The organism is Stenotrophomonas sp. STEN240 (assembly GCF_056756175.1).
Window position 1 is genome coordinate 14,420 of the sequence record NZ_JBRRBO010000028.1, and the last position, 15,224, is coordinate 29,643.

Annotated in this window: 14 protein-coding genes; 3 read left to right on the plus strand and 11 right to left on the minus strand. The window is 63.9% G+C overall.

Annotated elements, in window-relative coordinates:
* Positions 1-38: 38 nt before the first annotated feature.
* From ACVOKO_RS12855 to purB, 4 genes are all read right to left on the minus strand, one after another.
* Positions 39-2,870: a 2-oxoglutarate dehydrogenase E1 component gene (locus ACVOKO_RS12855; RefSeq protein ID WP_346499303.1), complete on the minus strand. Its 2,832-nt coding sequence runs from the start codon at positions 2,868-2,870 to the stop codon at positions 39-41.
* A gap of 175 nt (positions 2,871-3,045) precedes the next feature.
* Positions 3,046-3,936: a GNAT family N-acetyltransferase gene (locus ACVOKO_RS12860; protein ID WP_430980775.1), complete on the minus strand. Its 891-nt coding sequence runs from the start codon at positions 3,934-3,936 to the stop codon at positions 3,046-3,048.
* A gap of 11 nt (positions 3,937-3,947) precedes the next feature.
* Entirely contained in the window at positions 3,948-5,426 is a 1,479-nt protein-coding gene (locus ACVOKO_RS12865; RefSeq protein WP_346499305.1) for a ribosomal protein uL16 3-hydroxylase, read from the minus strand.
* A gap of 423 nt (positions 5,427-5,849) precedes the next feature.
* Positions 5,850-7,232 carry an adenylosuccinate lyase gene (gene purB, locus ACVOKO_RS12870; RefSeq protein ID WP_346499306.1) on the minus strand — a complete coding sequence of 461 codons (1,383 nt, stop codon included), beginning with the start codon at positions 7,230-7,232 and terminating at the stop codon, positions 5,850-5,852.
* Between the two features lie 203 nt (positions 7,233-7,435).
* On the opposite strand from purB, the gene ACVOKO_RS12875 reads away from it, so the two are divergent.
* Positions 7,436-8,845: a class II fumarate hydratase gene (locus ACVOKO_RS12875; protein WP_346499308.1), complete on the plus strand. Its 1,410-nt coding sequence runs from the start codon at positions 7,436-7,438 to the stop codon at positions 8,843-8,845.
* A 202-nt stretch (positions 8,846-9,047) separates the two neighbouring features.
* Here ACVOKO_RS12875 and ACVOKO_RS12880 read toward each other — a convergent pair whose 3' ends face one another.
* From ACVOKO_RS12880 to ACVOKO_RS12910, 7 genes are read right to left on the minus strand one after another with little or no spacing between them, the layout of a single operon-like run.
* Positions 9,048-9,476 carry a hypothetical protein gene (locus ACVOKO_RS12880; RefSeq protein ID WP_346499309.1) on the minus strand — a complete coding sequence of 143 codons (429 nt, stop codon included), beginning with the start codon at positions 9,474-9,476 and terminating at the stop codon, positions 9,048-9,050.
* Positions 9,477-9,534: 58 nt separating this feature from the next.
* Complete coding sequence (locus ACVOKO_RS12885; RefSeq protein ID WP_346499310.1) at positions 9,535-10,125, minus strand: hypothetical protein; 591 nt, start codon at positions 10,123-10,125, stop codon at positions 9,535-9,537.
* 29 nt (positions 10,126-10,154) lie between these two features.
* Complete coding sequence (locus ACVOKO_RS12890) at positions 10,155-10,979, minus strand: DUF4097 family beta strand repeat-containing protein (protein ID WP_346499311.1); 825 nt, start codon at positions 10,977-10,979, stop codon at positions 10,155-10,157.
* Between the two features lie 21 nt (positions 10,980-11,000).
* Positions 11,001-11,981, minus strand: coding sequence for an ABC transporter permease (locus ACVOKO_RS12895; protein WP_346499312.1), 981 nt, complete (start codon positions 11,979-11,981; stop codon positions 11,001-11,003).
* Entirely contained in the window at positions 11,978-12,850 is an 873-nt protein-coding gene (locus ACVOKO_RS12900; protein WP_346499313.1) for an ABC transporter ATP-binding protein, read from the minus strand. The genes ACVOKO_RS12895 and ACVOKO_RS12900 overlap by 4 nt, the downstream gene beginning before the upstream one ends.
* Positions 12,847-13,209 carry a GntR family transcriptional regulator gene (locus tag ACVOKO_RS12905; protein ID WP_346499314.1) on the minus strand — a complete coding sequence of 121 codons (363 nt, stop codon included), beginning with the start codon at positions 13,207-13,209 and terminating at the stop codon, positions 12,847-12,849. Before ACVOKO_RS12905 ends, ACVOKO_RS12900 begins: the two co-directional genes overlap by 4 nt.
* 3 nt (positions 13,210-13,212) lie before the next feature.
* Entirely contained in the window at positions 13,213-13,455 is a 243-nt protein-coding gene (locus ACVOKO_RS12910; RefSeq protein WP_346499316.1) for a hypothetical protein, read from the minus strand.
* A gap of 144 nt (positions 13,456-13,599) precedes the next feature.
* On the opposite strand from ACVOKO_RS12910, the gene ACVOKO_RS12915 reads away from it, so the two are divergent.
* Both ACVOKO_RS12915 and ACVOKO_RS12920 read left to right on the plus strand, forming a co-directional pair.
* The gene (locus ACVOKO_RS12915; protein WP_430980776.1) at positions 13,600-14,151 is read left to right on the plus strand and encodes a glutathione peroxidase; all 552 of its coding nucleotides are present in this window, start codon (positions 13,600-13,602) and stop codon (positions 14,149-14,151) included.
* Between the two features lie 85 nt (positions 14,152-14,236).
* Positions 14,237-15,217 carry an FKBP-type peptidyl-prolyl cis-trans isomerase N-terminal domain-containing protein gene (locus ACVOKO_RS12920; protein ID WP_346499317.1) on the plus strand — a complete coding sequence of 327 codons (981 nt, stop codon included), beginning with the start codon at positions 14,237-14,239 and terminating at the stop codon, positions 15,215-15,217.
* The last annotated feature ends 7 nt before the right edge of the window (positions 15,218-15,224 follow it).

The following is a 15,224-nucleotide window of genomic DNA, read 5'->3' on the forward strand; positions in this document are numbered from 1 at the left end:
CTGATTTCCTGGTTTCGTTTTCTTGTGGAAAAGGGGGCTTATTCGGCGTAGTTGTCGTCGATCTTGTTGACCAGCGCGTCGGCGAGCAGCTGTGCGAGTTCGCGCAGGTGATCGGACATGTGGCCAACAGCAGGCGACGGAGAACGCGGACGACCGGCATAGTGCAGCGCCTGGCCATCGGCCACGCATGCTTGCAGGTGGTGCTTGATCTGGTACCACGCACCCTGGTTCATCGGCTCTTCCTGGCACCACACGACGTCGGTGGCCTTGCCGTACTTCTTCAGCTCGGCCGCCAGCGCCGGGCGCGGGAACGGATAGAGCTGCTCGACGCGCACCAGGGCGACGTCTTCCTGGCCACGCTTGGTCACGTCTTCCAGCAGGTCGTAGTAGACCTTGCCCGAACACACGACGACACGCTTGACCTTCTTGGCATCGGCAGTGGCGTCGCCAATCAGGTGCTGGAACTCGCCATTGGCCATTTCGTCCATGCTGGACACGGCCAGCTTGTGACGCAGCAGCGACTTGGGCGACATCACCACCAGCGGCTTGCGGGTAGCCATGCGCATCTGGCGACGCAGCATGTGGAATGCCTGCGCCGGGGTCGACGGCACGCAGACCAGCATGTTCTCCAGCGCGCACAGCTGCAGGAAGCGCTCAAGGCGCGCCGAGCTGTGTTCCGGACCCTGACCTTCATAGCCGTGCGGCAGCAGCAGGGTCAGGCCGGAGATGCGGCCCCACTTTGCTTCGCCGGAGGCGATGAACTGATCGATCACCACCTGGGCGCCGTTGGCGAAGTCGCCGAACTGGCCTTCCCAGATGCACAAGGTGTTCGGATCGGTGGTGGAGAAGCCGTATTCGAACGCCATCACGGCTTCTTCGCTGAGCAGCGAATCGATGATGGTGGCCTGCTCCGGCGACTCGACCAGCTGACGCAGCGGCAGGTAGTAGTTGTCGGTCTTCTGATCGTGCAGGATCGCGTGGCGGTGGGTGAAGGTGCCACGGCCCACGTCCTGACCAACCAGGCGCAGAGCGTTGCCTTCGTCCAGCAGCGTTGCGTAGGCCAGGTTTTCAGCAAAGCCCCAGTCGCCCAGTACTTCGCCGGCGGCCATCTTGCGACGGTCGTCGTACACCTTGGCAACGCGCGAATGCACTTCCACGCCTTCCGGAATGGTGTTGATCATGGTGGCCAGCTGGGTCAGCTTGCCCATGTCGACCTTGGTGCTGACCGGATCGGACAGCTTGCCCGACAGGTACTTCGACCAATCCACGTACATCTTGCTGGTAGCCGGGGTCTTTTCGACCTTGGCCAGTTCGGTGGTGACTTCACCGGAGTCCAGCTTGTTGCGGTAAGCGTCGACCATGTCCTTGCCGGCGCCGGCAGCAATGACGCCTGCGGCTTCCAGCTGCTCTGCGTAGAGCTCGCGGGTGGTCTTGTGCTTGCGGATCACCTGGTACATCAGCGGCTGGGTGATCGCCGGTTCATCGGCTTCGTTGTGACCCCAGCGGCGGTAGCAGACCAGGTCGATCACGACGTCCTTGTTGAACTGCTGGCGGAAGTCATAAGCCAGCTTGGCCGCGAACACCACGGCTTCGGGATCGTCGCCGTTCACGTGCAGGACCGGGGCAGCAACCATCTTGGCGATGTCGGTGCAGTACAGGGTCGAACGCGAGTCGTCGCGGTTGGAGGTGGTGAAGCCCACCTGGTTGTTGATGACGATGTGCACGGTGCCGCCGACCGCGAAACCGCGGGCCTGCGACATCTGGAACAGTTCCATCACCACGCCCTGGCCGGCGAATGCAGCGTCGCCGTGGATCAGGACCGGCATCACCTGCTTGCGCGCGGTGTCGTTGCGGCGTTCCTGGCGCGAGCGCACCGAGCCGACAACCACCGGATCAGCGATTTCGAGGTGGGACGGGTTGAAGGCCAGGGCCAGGTGCACCGGGCCGCCATCGCTGGCGACGTCGGCCGAGAAGCCCATGTGGTACTTCACGTCACCGGCCACGGCGCGGTCGTCGTGCTCGAACTTGCCTTCGAATTCGTCGAACAGCTTGCGCGGGTTCTTGCCGAGGGTGTTGACCAGCACGTTCAGGCGGCCACGGTGGGCCATGCCGATGATCACGTCCTTGACGCCTTCCTTGCCGGCGTCGCGGATGATGGTGTCCATCATCGGGATCAGCGAGTCGCCGCCTTCCAGCGAGAAGCGCTTCTGGCCGACGTACTTGGTGTGCAGGTAACGCTCAAGGCCTTCGGCAGCGGTCAGGCGCTCCAGGGTGCGGCGCTTGGTGTCGGCATCCAGGTTGTAGTTGCCACCGGCGGTTTCGAGGCGCTGGTAGAGCCACTGGCGCTGCTCGACTTCGGCGATATACATGAATTCTGCGCCGATCGAGCCGGCATAGGTCGCCTTCAGGCGCGCAAGCAGATCACGCAGCTTCATCCGCGGCTGGCCGCCCACACCGCCGGTGCTGAACTCGTCGTTGAGGTCGGCATCGCTGAGGTGGTGGAAGGGCAGGCTCAGATCCGGCGGGTTGACCGGGGGGGTCAGGCCGAGCGGATCAAGATTGGCGCCGAGGTGGCCGCGCGAACGGTAGGCGGTGATCAGACGGCCGACGTTGCGCTCGCGCTCGTCGCCGGAACCGGCGTTGCCGCCGACTTTGCCAGCGTTTTTTGCGGCTTCGGTGATGTGTGCGATGGCGGCAGAGTGCGGCACATCGCCCGCTTCGCGGCCTTTGAAGCCGTCAAAGTAGGACTTCCACTTGGGGTCCACACTGTCCGGGGAGACGAGGTACTGTTCGTACAGGTCCTCGACATAGGAGGCGTTGCCGCCGGCGAGCTGCGATGATTGCGCAAACTGCTTCAGTAGATTGTCCACGATGGAGAGTCGGATTCACTTGTGGGGTAGTTCTGGGAACCGGCGGACCTTGCTGCAGCGTCGCGCGCGGGCGTGTTCTAACCACTGAATTATACCCCTCACTGGACAGGAAGGGGCATGCACTCTGTCCCGCGCATTAATACCTGACTGCGGCTTGTCCTGTCCCGGTCAGCGCTCAGACACCCAGTACGCGCAGCCCGTTGCAATCGCGTGAACGCTCCCAGATACGCTTGAACAACGCTTCCTGCTGATGCGCACGGGCCGGCGCATCCAGCCACAGCTCGCCTTCGACGCGGGCGCCTATTGGACGAAAGTAGCAGTCGCCGTGATCATTGCTGACCGCCGCCGAGGGGACCTGGCAGTCCGCCGGGTCCACCGGCTCACTTAGCTGGAACACGCTGGGCAGGCGCTGAGCCAGGGCGATGAAGGCCGCGGGCAGGGCAGGCAGGTCGGCTTCGTGCAGCAGCACCTGCACCTGTTTGTCATGGCGGGCGGTGGCGAAGCGGCGCAACGCGTCCACGATCAGTGGTTGGCCGAGCAGGGCGTCGTTGCCGCGTAGCTGCAGCTGAAGGCGGCGGCGCGCGGCATGGATTACCGCTGCGGTTGCCGCACGGGCCTGTTCCGGGTCCTGCACGCGCATGGCACCGTCCAGCCGTCGGCGCATGCTCTGGTGGCCGATGCCGGCCTCTTCAAATTCAACGCCTTCCGGCAGAAAGCCGTTGCAGGCGTAGAAGTCACGGGCATGCAGCTGTGCATGCAAGCTGACTTCGCCCCAGCCGCGTTTGCGGGCAGCGGCCAATAGCGCATTCAGCAGGGCTTGGCCAACACCTTTGCCGCGCCAGGCGGCAAGTACGGCCATGCGGCCGATGCGCTGATCCGGGGTGAGGCGGGCGGCGCCGATGGCCTTGCCGTCTGCGTCCAGCGCCAGGGCGTGGTCGCTGAGCGGGTCCAGGGCATCGATCTCAAGCTCGGCTGGAACGTTCTGCTCGGTGACAAACACCGTATGACGCACGCCGTGCAGCAGTGTCTGCTGCACGGCGTAGTCGGCGATCTCTACGTGAAAGATCGCGGTTTGACTCATGCCGACGGGTTTTCCGCGTCGTCTTCGTCTTCTTCCTCGCCGTCGTCGCAGATCACCACGACCTCGACGCCTTCTTCGCTGACCAGGACGGTCTCGATGCTGGCGCTGGAGGGCTCGCCTTCACCGGCTTCGGAGTACTCGATGACTTCGATCTCCACTTCCGGGGCATCGGCCTCGTCGTCGAAGTCTTCTTCTTCGAAGTCCTCTTCGGCCACGTCTTCCATGGCTTCCAACGCGTCCTGCTCGGCCAGCATGGCGGCGATGGTTTCCACGTCGAGCAGCTGGTAGTGGCCGCCGACGATCAGTTCCATCAGCGCATCACGGCCCTTGTTGCCGAGCTTGTTGAACAGGGCGATATCGATCTGCTCGGTGCCGGCCAGGGTCTGCGCGTCCTTGATCGACAGCTGGAAGGCCAGGCCGGAGCAGTACAGCGAAGCACCACGGGTGGCGCGGCGCCAGGCCAGACGGGCCCACGGGTGACGCTCAAGCACGCCGCCATTTTCCAGTTCAGCGGTCACTTCTTCCGGCGACGGCGGTGCCTGGGAGGGCAGGATGTCACCCGCGGCGCGGTAGGTGGTGATGAAGCGGCCGAACCAGTTGCCGAGGCGATCCGGGTCGTTCATGCGCAGCGCATTGAGTGCGGCGACCACACGCTTCATCGCGGCGGCATCGATCTCATTCGGGTCTTCCGGCAGCTTCAGGTCCGGGTCCTGGAAGCGGATGGATTCGTCGGCATCGGCGACCAGATCGTCCAGATAGTCGCTGATCAGCTCGGCCGAGGACGGTGCACGCATGCCGAACGAGAAGGTCAGGCAGGGGTTCACGGCAACGCCGTTGTGCGGCACGTTCGGCGGCAGGTACAGCATGTCGCCCGGGCCCAGCACCCAATCGTGGGTGGCCTTGAACTTCTTCAGCAGCTTCAGTTCCACGTCGGGGCGGAACTCAAGCGATGGGCGCTTGCCCTTGGTCGACTCGCTGGCGTCGATCTGCCAGCGGCGCTGGCCGTGGGCCTGCAGCAGGAATACGTCGTACTGGTCGACATGGGCGCCAACCGAACCGCCGGTAGCGGCAAAGCTGATCATCACGTCGTCCATGCGCCAGCGCGGCAGGAAGTTGAAGTACGAGGTCAGGGCGCGCACTTCCGGGTCCCACTTGTCCACGTCCTGCACCAGCAGGGTCCAGTCGTGGTCGGGCATGCCGGGGAAGTCTTCTTCCTGGAACGGGCCGGTACGCAGTTCCCAGCCGTCGGTGGCGCGGTCGTGGCTGACGATGCGAGCCAGCGCACCTTCTTCACAGGCCAGGCCGGCCAGGTCTTCGGGCATCACCGGGGTTTCAAAATCCGGGAAGGCGGCGCGGATCAGCAGCGGACGCTTCTGCCAGTAGTCGCGCAGGAAGGTGGCTGGGGCCATGCCCAGCGGCAGGCCGGCGCGGGCCTGTACTTCGATCGGATAGGTCTTTTGCTTGCGTGCAGCCATGGGGGAAATCCTTTGCAACGGAGGTCGAACAGGGGCGCGCGATGCGCGCAGGCCGCCATTGTCCCCTTGTTGGCGACAATGCGCACGGCATGCGGCTGATCTGAATCAAATGAAGCGCCGAGCCACGCTCGGCAAGGGGGCCGTACAAGCAATGCAAATGTAGTGCCGAGCCATGCTCGGCGAGGGGCCGTACAAGCAATGCACATGTAGTGCCGAGCCACGCTCGGCAGAGGCCGTACAAGCAATGCAAATGTAGTACCGAGCCACGCTCGGCAGTGGCCTTGCCGGTAAAGCTCCTGGCTTGGTCCTTGCCTCTAACGCCCGGGCCTCGATGGGCTCGGCACTACATCCACACGACTGCCCTCACCCCAACCCCTCTCCCGCAGGCGGGAGAGGGGCTCGCGGATTCCTGGGCTTTGGCGCTCAGATCGCCTTGGCCAGATCAGCTGCCAGGCCGGCATAACCGCCCGGGGTCAGCTCGCGCAGGCGCTGCTTGGCATCGGCCGGCAATTCCAGGGTTTCAATGAAGGCGCGCATCGAATCGGCAGTGATGCCGTGACCACGGGTCAGCGCCTTGAGCTGCTCGTACGGATTGGGCAGGCCATGGCGGCGCATCACCGTCTGTACGGCTTCGGCCAGCACTTCCCAGGCGGCATCCAGATCCGCGTCCAGGCGCTCCGGGTTCACGGTCAGCTTGCCCAGGCCCTTGGCCAGCGATTCCAGGCCGACCTGGCTGTGGCCGAAAGCAGTGCCCACGGCGCGCAGCACGGTGGAGTCGGTCAGGTCGCGCTGCCAGCGGCTGATCGGCAGCTTGGCGCTGAAGTGCTCGAACAAGGCGTTGGCGATGCCGAAATTGCCTTCGGCATTCTCGAAATCGATCGGGTTGACCTTGTGCGGCATGGTCGAGGAACCGACTTCGCCTTCCTTGAGCTTCTGCTTGAAGTAGCCCAGCGAGATATAGCCCCAGATGTCGCGGGCCAGATCGATCAGGATGGTGTTGGCGCGGCGGGCGGCATCGCCGATTTCGGCAACGTTGTCGTGCGGCTCGATCTGGGTGGTGTAGGGGTTGAACACCAGGCCCAGCGAGGTGACGAAGCGCTCGGCGAAGGCCGGCCAGTCCACGTCCGGGTAGGACACGACGTGGGCGTTGTAGTTGCCGACGGCGCCGTTGATCTTGCCGGTCAGCTCGACCGCGCCGATCTGGCGGATCTGGCGTTCCAGGCGGGCCACGACATTGGCGATTTCCTTGCCAAGAGTGGTCGGCGAGGCGGTCTGGCCGTGGGTGCGCGACAGCATAGGCTGCGCGGCCTGGGCGTGGGCCAGCGTACGCAGCGAGGCGGCAATGCCGGCATAGCCCGGCAGGATCACCTTTTCACGCGCTTCGGCCAGCATCAGGCCATAGGACAGGTTGTTGATGTCCTCGCTGGTGCAGGCGAAATGCACGAACTCCAGCGCCGGCGCCAGCTCGGCGTCGTCCTTGAGCTGTTCCTTGATGAAGTACTCCACCGCCTTGACGTCATGGTTGGTGGTGCGCTCGATTTCCTTGACGCGGGCGGCGTTGGCGACCGAGAAGCCGTCTGCCAGCGCGCGCAGCTTGCTCTTACCAGTGGCCGAGAAGTCGGCCAGCTCGGTGATGCCCGGCTCGGCGCCCAGTGCCAGCAGCCATTCGATCTCGACCTTCACGCGGGCCTTGATCAGGCCATATTCGGAGAAGATCGGGCGCAATGCGTCGACCTTGCCGGCATAACGGCCATCAAGCGGGGACAGGGCGAGCAGGGCGGCTTCTTGGCGGGATGTATCCGTCATGGCGGCAGGCAGTTGGGCAGTGGCGGGGGCGCATATTCTACGCTGCCGGGGGCCTTGCCGTTGCTGGGCCTTTGTATCCCATCGGCCGCGGATGTCTTTGCCGGGACGGCCGGGTATGGTGTCCTTAGCCGCCAGCCGGGACGTCTGCCCACCGCCAGCCGCAGCTTTCCCTTCCCCAACAATGAGATTGTGCGGAGTTGATGATGAGCAAGGTTTCCAAGAGTGGTTTCCGGACCGAACACGACAGCATGGGCGAACTGCAGGTGCCCGCCGAGGCCCTGTGGGGCGCGCAGACCCAGCGTGCGGTGGAGAATTTCCCGGTATCGGGGCAGCGCATGCCGCGTGCTTTCATCCGAGCGCTGGGCCTGATCAAGGGCGCCGCCGCCGAGGTCAATACCGGCCTGGGCCTGCTGCCCAAGGGCGTGGGCAAGGCGATCCAGTCGGCGGCCACCGAAGTGGCGATCGGCGCTCATGACAGCCAGTTCCCGATTGATGTGTACCAGACCGGCTCGGGTACTTCGTCCAACATGAATGCCAACGAGGTCATTGCCACCCTGGCCAACCTCGCAGGCAAGGCCGGCAAGACCGCCGTGCACCCCAACGATCACGTCAATCTGGGGCAGAGCTCCAATGACGTGATCCCGACTGCGATCCGCGTCTCGGCCCAGTTGGAGGTGGTGGAATCACTGCTGCCCGCCCTCAAGCACCTGCGCAAGACCATCGACAAGCGTGCCCGCAACCTGGGCAAGATCGTCAAGACCGGGCGCACCCATCTGATGGATGCGATGCCGCTGACCTTCGGCCAGGAATTCGGGGCATGGTCGGCACAGCTGGCCTCGGCCGAGGGGCGGATTGAAGATGCGCTCAAACGCCTGCGCCGGCTGCCGCTGGGCGGCACCGCCATTGGCACCGGCATCAATGCCGATCCGCGCTTTGGCGGCAAGGTGGCGCGGGCGCTGTCGGCCAGCACCGGGGTCAAGTTCGAGAGCGCAGCCAACAAGTTTGAAGGCCTGGCCGCGCAGGACGATGCGGTCGAGTTGTCCGGCCAGCTCAATGCGCTGGCGGTGGCCTTGATCAAGATCGCCAACGATCTGCGCTGGATGAATTCCGGGCCGCTGGCTGGGCTGGGTGAACTGGAGTTGCCGGCCTTGCAGCCGGGCAGCTCGATCATGCCGGGCAAGGTCAATCCGGTGATCCCCGAAGCGACGGTGATGGTGGCCGCGCAGGTGATCGGTCACCACACCGCGATCACCGTGGCCGGGCAGACCGGCAATTTCCAGTTGAATGTGGCGCTGCCGCTGATCGCGGCCAATCTGTTGGACTCGATCCAGCTGCTGTCCAATGTGATGAACCTGCTGGCGGACAAGGTGTTTGCCGGACTGGTGGTCAAGCAGGAGCGGGTGCGTGAGGCGCTGGCGCGCAATCCCATCCTGGTGACCGCGCTGAACCCGATCATCGGTTACGAAAAGGCGGCGGCAATTGCCAAGCGCGCCTACAAGGAACAGCGGCCGGTGCTGGACGTGGCGCTGGAGGACAGTGGTTTGTCCGAGACCGAACTGAAGCGCCTGCTGGACCCGGCAGCGCTGACCCTGGGTGGCATCCACGACCATTGAGGTTCGGCGCTACGTATCTGCCCCCTCCCTTGCGCGCAGCGCAGGGGAGGGTTGGGGAGGGGTTGGCTTTTAGGCCTTGCTTCGCGGCGCATGCCGTTCGCGCATTGCGCAGGCATTCTTGGTAAGGCCCTTGCCGAGCATGGCTCGGCACTACACAGGGATCTTTGGTAAGGCCCTTGCCGACCATGGGTCGGCACTACGGTCAGCGCAGGGCGCGCAGGTTGGCCAGGGCTTCGTCGTATTCCTTGAATTCGGGGATCTGCTGGGCCAGGTCCGGCGGGAATGGCGATTGGCCTTCCGGGATCTGCAGCGGCAGCGAGCGTTCCTGTGCCAGCGCCGGGTCGGCATCCACCAGTGTGTTCTGGCGCAGGATCTGCAGCTTGACGTAGCTGGTGTGCAGCAACTCCTGCTGCTTGGCATTCAAGGGGATGACGATGTCATCAACGCGCAGGCGGCCGTCCGGCAGGATGTCCAGGTTGGGGTAGGGCGCGCGGCGGATGGCGATGCGCTCCAGGGTGACTTCGGTCTTGGGCTTGCTGCGCTCGCTGCGGTGCTCAGCGTACTTTTCGCGATCACAGCCGGTGGCCAGGGTGGCGAAGGCGACGAGGATCAACAACAGCAGTTTGTTCATGGCAAGGGCAGCAACAACGACGGAGCGGTGATTCTACCGCTCCGTCGTGCGCGCCGGGTCAGGGGACGTGGACGTTGCCGTTGCCCTCGCGGCAGTCGTCGATATCACTCTGGTCCATCTTCGCGTAGGGCTTGAAGGCCGGCACCGCTGCAGCCAGTTGCTGTTGGGTGACCATCAGGGCGGGCAGCTGGTCGCACAGCTTCATCGCGCTGGCCTTGATCTTCTCGGCCTCGGCATTGACGCGTTCCTCGATCTTGTCGGTATCGCCGGAGAACAAGCCCTTGATCGCCTCGCCAGCAGCCTTGGCGCCAAGGTTCGCGCCCTGCACGCCAATTTCGATACCGGCTTCGGCGACGCCGATCATCTGCGTGCGGTAGCGCAGGGTAATGGCGCGTTGGCTGTCGTTGAGCGGGATGGAGGTCCCGTTGATCAGCAGGTCACCGGTTGGCGTGAGCTCGACGTTGGCACCATCGCTGCCAATGCTGACGTTGCCTTCCGCCATTTCCTTGCGGGCCTTGTCGGTGGCCTCACGGACCTTGGCGCCGATGGTGGTGTCGGTGTCAGGTGCGTTGGCTGCTGGCTTTTCACCGCACGCAGCCAGCGGGATTGCCAGCGCCAGGGCCAGCAGGGGGGCGTTGAGGATCTTCATGGTGTGCGTTCCGTTGCAGTAAGAAGGAGTCAGCGTTTTTTCGGCAGGTCGACGGCGCCGGTGATGCCCGAATGGTTCACCGAGCCGCTACCGAGCCTGTCCACCTTGAGACTGGCGGCGCCACGCACCTCCAGATCACCCGAGCCCAGCGAGCCCAGGCTCACCGCGCCACGGCTGTCACGAATGTCGACATCACCCGAGCCAATGCTCTCGATGCTCACCGCGCCCTGCACGCCGTGCAGCTCGACATCGCCGGAGCCGACGGTGCCGACGCGGGCATTGCCACGCACACCATTGGCCTTGACGTCGCCCGAGCCCACCGACAGCACGTACAGCGAGCCGATGTTGTTGAATTCGACATCGCCCGAACCCACCGCAGCGGTTGCAAGCCCCTTGATGTCGCGGGCACTGACATCGCCCGAGCCGACATCGGCGCTCATGCTCTGCGCACCGGCCAGCGAGGCATCACCGGAGCCGACCTTGAGCTGGACCAGGATGTCGTCAGGCAGGCTGCCGGTCAGGTCCAGGTAGGCGTAGCTGTTGCCGAGATTGAAGTGCAGCCCCTGGTTCTTGCGCTCCAGCGTCACCACCAGCTTGTCGCCGTCCTTGCGTTGGGTCAGCGAAAGCTGGTCCAGCAGTTCCTGGCTGGAGGCGCAGGCACGTCCGCTGAGGGCGGCCTTGGCGCCGGGGCTGGCCTGCAGGCGCAGGTCATGGCTGTTGACCTCGAAGAGCACGGTCTTGCTGCCAGCCAGATCCAGGGTCAGCGACTGCGGGGCGGTTACAGCGCAGGGCTGGGTGGCGAAGGCTGCGCCCGGCGCAGCCAGCAATGCGGCCAGTACAAACGTCTTGTGCATGAACACTCTCCTGATCAAGGGTCAGATGTCGTCGCGACGGCGGCGCAGGTAAACAGAGGCCACGATCAGGGCGATACCGATCACAGCGCCAATCCAGATGTCAGGATTGGACAATACCTTGCTGAGGCTGTGATGTTGCAGCAGCCACTGCACCAGATCGGCAGGCGTCTGTAGGTCATTCTCATTGATATTGGTGTCAGTCAGGCCGCGCGGCAACCAGGACGAGGGGAACACGCTGAGCAGGCCGCGGTAGGCAACGGTGTACCAGATCCAGCCCAGTGGCAGCTTCACGCCCGGCATGGCGCCGAGGATGCTGATCATGGTGCAGGCCAGCAGCGGCAGCAGCACTGCCCACAGGAAGGGTTTGGAGCGCACCAGCGCCGAGCAGAACATCAGCCAGCCGACGGTCGGCAGTGCCCACAGCAGGCTGACCGGCAAGGTGGTCAGAACCAGGCCCAGGATCCGGAACGGATGCGAGTGGGTAGCGATGGCCCAGGGGCTGGTGGCGCCGGCGGCGGCCGCGCCGATCATGGCAACAACCCACAACACCAGGCCGACGATCAGACCGATCGCCATCGCGATCAACGGTGCCAATACCAGTGCCCACAGGGCCTTGGACAATACGGTCTGGGTGTCGGAAACCGGCAGCGATTTCCAGAACAGCACGCTGCGGTCGCGGCGGTCGTCATACAGGCTGCCCAGCGCGTAGAAGAACACCACGAAGGCCAGTATCAGCGAGGCCAGGAAGATGCCTGCCAGCAGCAGGCCATCGCCGAATGCCCCCATCACCTTCAGGTATTCGCTGACATCGCCCATATGGTTGATGCCATCGGAATTACGCGCGGCGAATGCGCCAATCAGCGCGCCGATGATGGCGAACAGGATGGCAATACCGCCGGTGATGACTTGGGCCCAGACGAAGCCGCCCCGGTTTTCCCAGTACTCGCGTTTGAGCAGCCACTTGAATTTGCCGAGCGGGGTGATGTTGTGAGCGGCGTTCATGCGTAGGTTCCCTTCATGGTGGCCACGAACAGGTCGGCCAGGCCGGGGGTGCGGATTTCGCCCAGGCTGGCGAGTTGGTTGCGGTCGGCGCCATCGAACAGCAGCACGGTCTTGCCGAAGGGCAGGGCGCGCTCGTCGATCGGGGCCAGCGCGCGTGCTGCATGCACGCTGTCGGCCGAGGTCAGCAGTTCGGTGTAGCGGTCAGCCAGGCTTTCCATGTCCGAGGACAGCACGATCTGGCCATCTCGGATGAACAGCACGTCGGTGAGGATGTGCTCGACCTCTTCCACCTGGTGGGTGGTGATGATGATGGTCTTCTGTTCGTCGAAGTAGTCCTCCAGCAGGCGCTGGTAGAACTCCTTGCGGTACATGATGTCCAGGCCCAGGGTGGGCTCGTCCAGCACCAGGATCTTGGCGTCGATGGCCATCACCAGGGCAAGGTGCAGCTGCACCACCATGCCCTTGGACATCTCGCGCACCCGTTGCTTGGGGTTGAGCTTGGTATTGGCCAGGAAGCGCTCGCAGCGGGCGCGGTCAAAGCGCGGGTGCACGCCGGCGACAAAATCGATGGCTTCCTTTACCCGCAACCAGCGCGGCAGCACCGCCACGTCGGCGATGAAGCAGACATCATTCATCAGGTCGTCGCGCTGGCTGCGCGGGTCCATGCCCAGCACCTGCAGGTCGCCGTCGAACGAGGTCAGGCCGAGCACGGCCTTCAGTGCCGTGGTCTTGCCGGCGCCGTTGGGGCCGATCAGGCCGACGATGCGGCCCGGTTCAATGGAAAAGCTGGTGTTGTCCAGCGCTGGCTTCTGCTTGTAAGCCTTGCGCAGGCCCTTGGCGGAAACGACGGCTTCGACGGCGGCGTTCATAGAGTGGTCCCCGGTGGCAGCAAATCTTGCATGGTCAGGCCCAGGCGCTGGATACGCTCCAGTACGGCCGGCCATTCGTCATTGAGAAAGCGGTCGCGCTCGTTGCCGCGCAGCTTCTGCGCAGCCTCCTCGGTCATGAACATGCCAAGGCCGCGGCGCTTCTCGACCAGATTCTCGTCGGCCAACTCCTGGTAGGCGCGCGAAACCGTGATCGGATTCAATTGGTACTCGGCCGCAACCTGGCGTACCGAGGGCAGGGCGTCGCCCGGCTTCAGGATTCCGTCCAGCATCATCGCGATAACGCGATCCTTCAGCTGGCGGTAAATGGGAGCGCCATCGCTCCACTGGATATCGCTCATGGGTCAGCTCCGCGAATTCAGCTGTGCGAAAGAAAAGTAAGGCATCGAAAGGCTGGTTCGCATCCGTCGAGCCGGTCGTTTCGCTTTGGGGGTATCGTCGGCATCCTGTCCATCACTGCCCACCTGGGCTGCATAATCCTTGGCATTGGCAAGGCCGTTGCCGAGGGAGCTTGAGCAGCCCAGCAACAACAAGGTGCCTGTGACCATCAGTGCGTGGAGAGCGTGTCTGCCGTGCTTGGTGTTCATGAAGGCCCCTGTGTAGGGTGGCTGGTGTTGTATGCAACTATAACACCGACACGCCGGGATGCAACTGCTTCTGACCCAACTGATGGCCTATGCCGCCCCAACCCTGTTTGCAGCGCCCAGGAGAATCCAGTGAACATTCGTAATATATTGATTTCAATTGCTTTTGTGGCGTCTGCAGGTGGCGCGTTGGACGCGGTGGCCGGCCCGCTGCTGGACCGTAACTACCGTTCCCTGGCCGGAAAAGACGAGATAAACCTGAATCGCGCGTACGGCGGCAAGGTGTTGTTGGTGGTCAATACCGCCTCCAAATGCGGTTTCACCCCGCAATACGAAGGCCTGGAGGCATTGCAACAGGAACTGGCACCGCGTGGTTTTGCCGTGTTGGGCTTTCCGTCCAATGATTTCAAAGGCCAGGAGCCGGGCAGCGAGGCGCAGATTCAGGAGTTCTGCACGCTTACTTATGGGGTGAAGTTCCCCATGTTTGAAAAAGTGCATGTGGTGGGGCCGGAAGCGACCCCGCTGTACCAGGACCTGACCCGCCTCAGCGGCGTGGCGCCGGGCTGGAATTTCCACAAATATCTGATATCCCGCGATGGACGCGTGCTGGCACAGTTCCCCAGCAAGGTGAAGCCGGATGATGCGGAACTGCGTGCGGCAATCGAAGCCGCGCTGGCCGCAGCGGCACCACAGCGCTGAGGCGCCTCGACATCTGCGGTGCGCATGCGACAATGTCGCCCCTCGCGCCGCCGGTGGCGTTTGTTCACTTCCAGGAATGCAGCGAATGAAGATGGGAAAGCGTGGCGCGGTTGCGTCGCTTCTGATTTTGGCGATGGCGGCCCCAGGGGTCGTTTTTTCGCAACAACCTGCCGCTGCGGCGGCGACCAAGGAGAAGTCTGTTTTGACCTCGGATCGTGAAAAGATTGGTTACGCCATCGGCATTGACGTGGCCAGCTCGTTTGAGCCGATTGCTTCGGAAGTAGACGTGGCTGCATTGCGCCGCGGCGTGGAAAACGCGTTCGCTGGCGGCCAGCCGCTGCTGTCGCAGGAAGAAGCGCAGAAGACCGATCAGGCATTGCGCACCTTGATGATGGTCCGTTCGGGCCAGCAGGTGCCGGGCATGGCGCCGGGCAGCCAGCCGCCGTCGGTTGACCGCGAGAAGGTTGGCCTGATGCTGGGCAGCTTCGCCGTTGGCCCGTCGCTGGCGCGCATCCAGAAGGACATCGATCTGGATTCGGTGTTCCAGGCCGTCACCACCGTGTTCTCCAAGGGCACCCCACTGATGAACCACGAGCAGGCCCAGGCCGTGCTTCAGGCGTTCAGCAGCACCAAGGAAGCGGAAATGAAGGCTGAGGCCGGCAAGGCCGCCCAGACCAACCGTGAAGAAGGCAATGCCTTCCTCGCCAAGAACAAGACCGTTCCGGGCGTGGTGACCACCCCGTCGGGCCTGCAGTACCAGGTGATCCGCGCCGGCAGCGGCGAGCGCCCGGTTGCCAGCAGCCGCGTGCGCGTCAACTACGAAGGCAAGCTGCTCAACGGCGAAGTGTTCGACAGCAGCTACACCCGCGGCCAGCCGGTTGATTTCGGCCTGGACCAGGTCATCAAGGGTTGGACCGAAGGCGTGGCACTGATGCCGGTCGGCTCCAAGTACCGCTTCTGGATTCCGGGTGAACTGGCCTATGGCGAAACCGGCACCCAGGGTGGCCCGATCGGCCCGAACGCAACGCTGACCTTCGACGTCGAGTTGCTGGGCATCATGCCGTAAGGCTGGG

Bases quoted from the DNA above. Each gene is read 5' to 3' on its own strand.
- ACVOKO_RS12895 (WP_346499312.1), bottom strand. From the start codon at position 11,981: ATGAACGCCGCTCACAACATCACCCCGCTCGGCAAATTCAAGTGGCTG.
- ACVOKO_RS12900 (WP_346499313.1), bottom strand. From the start codon at position 12,850: ATGAACGCCGCCGTCGAAGCCGTCGTTTCCGCCAAGGGCCTGCGCAAG.
- ACVOKO_RS12885 (WP_346499310.1), bottom strand. From the start codon at position 10,125: ATGAAGATCCTCAACGCCCCCCTGCTGGCCCTGGCGCTGGCAATCCCG.
- purB (WP_346499306.1), bottom strand. From the start codon at position 7,232: ATGACGGATACATCCCGCCAAGAAGCCGCCCTGCTCGCCCTGTCCCCG.
- ACVOKO_RS12875 (WP_346499308.1), top strand. From the start codon at position 7,436: ATGAGCAAGGTTTCCAAGAGTGGTTTCCGGACCGAACACGACAGCATG.
- ACVOKO_RS12920 (WP_346499317.1), top strand. From the start codon at position 14,237: ATGAAGATGGGAAAGCGTGGCGCGGTTGCGTCGCTTCTGATTTTGGCG.
- ACVOKO_RS12910 (WP_346499316.1), bottom strand. From the start codon at position 13,455: ATGAACACCAAGCACGGCAGACACGCTCTCCACGCACTGATGGTCACA.
- ACVOKO_RS12890 (WP_346499311.1), bottom strand. From the start codon at position 10,979: ATGCACAAGACGTTTGTACTGGCCGCATTGCTGGCTGCGCCGGGCGCA.
- ACVOKO_RS12880 (WP_346499309.1), bottom strand. From the start codon at position 9,476: ATGAACAAACTGCTGTTGTTGATCCTCGTCGCCTTCGCCACCCTGGCC.
- ACVOKO_RS12905 (WP_346499314.1), bottom strand. From the start codon at position 13,209: ATGAGCGATATCCAGTGGAGCGATGGCGCTCCCATTTACCGCCAGCTG.
- ACVOKO_RS12865 (WP_346499305.1), bottom strand. From the start codon at position 5,426: ATGGCTGCACGCAAGCAAAAGACCTATCCGATCGAAGTACAGGCCCGC.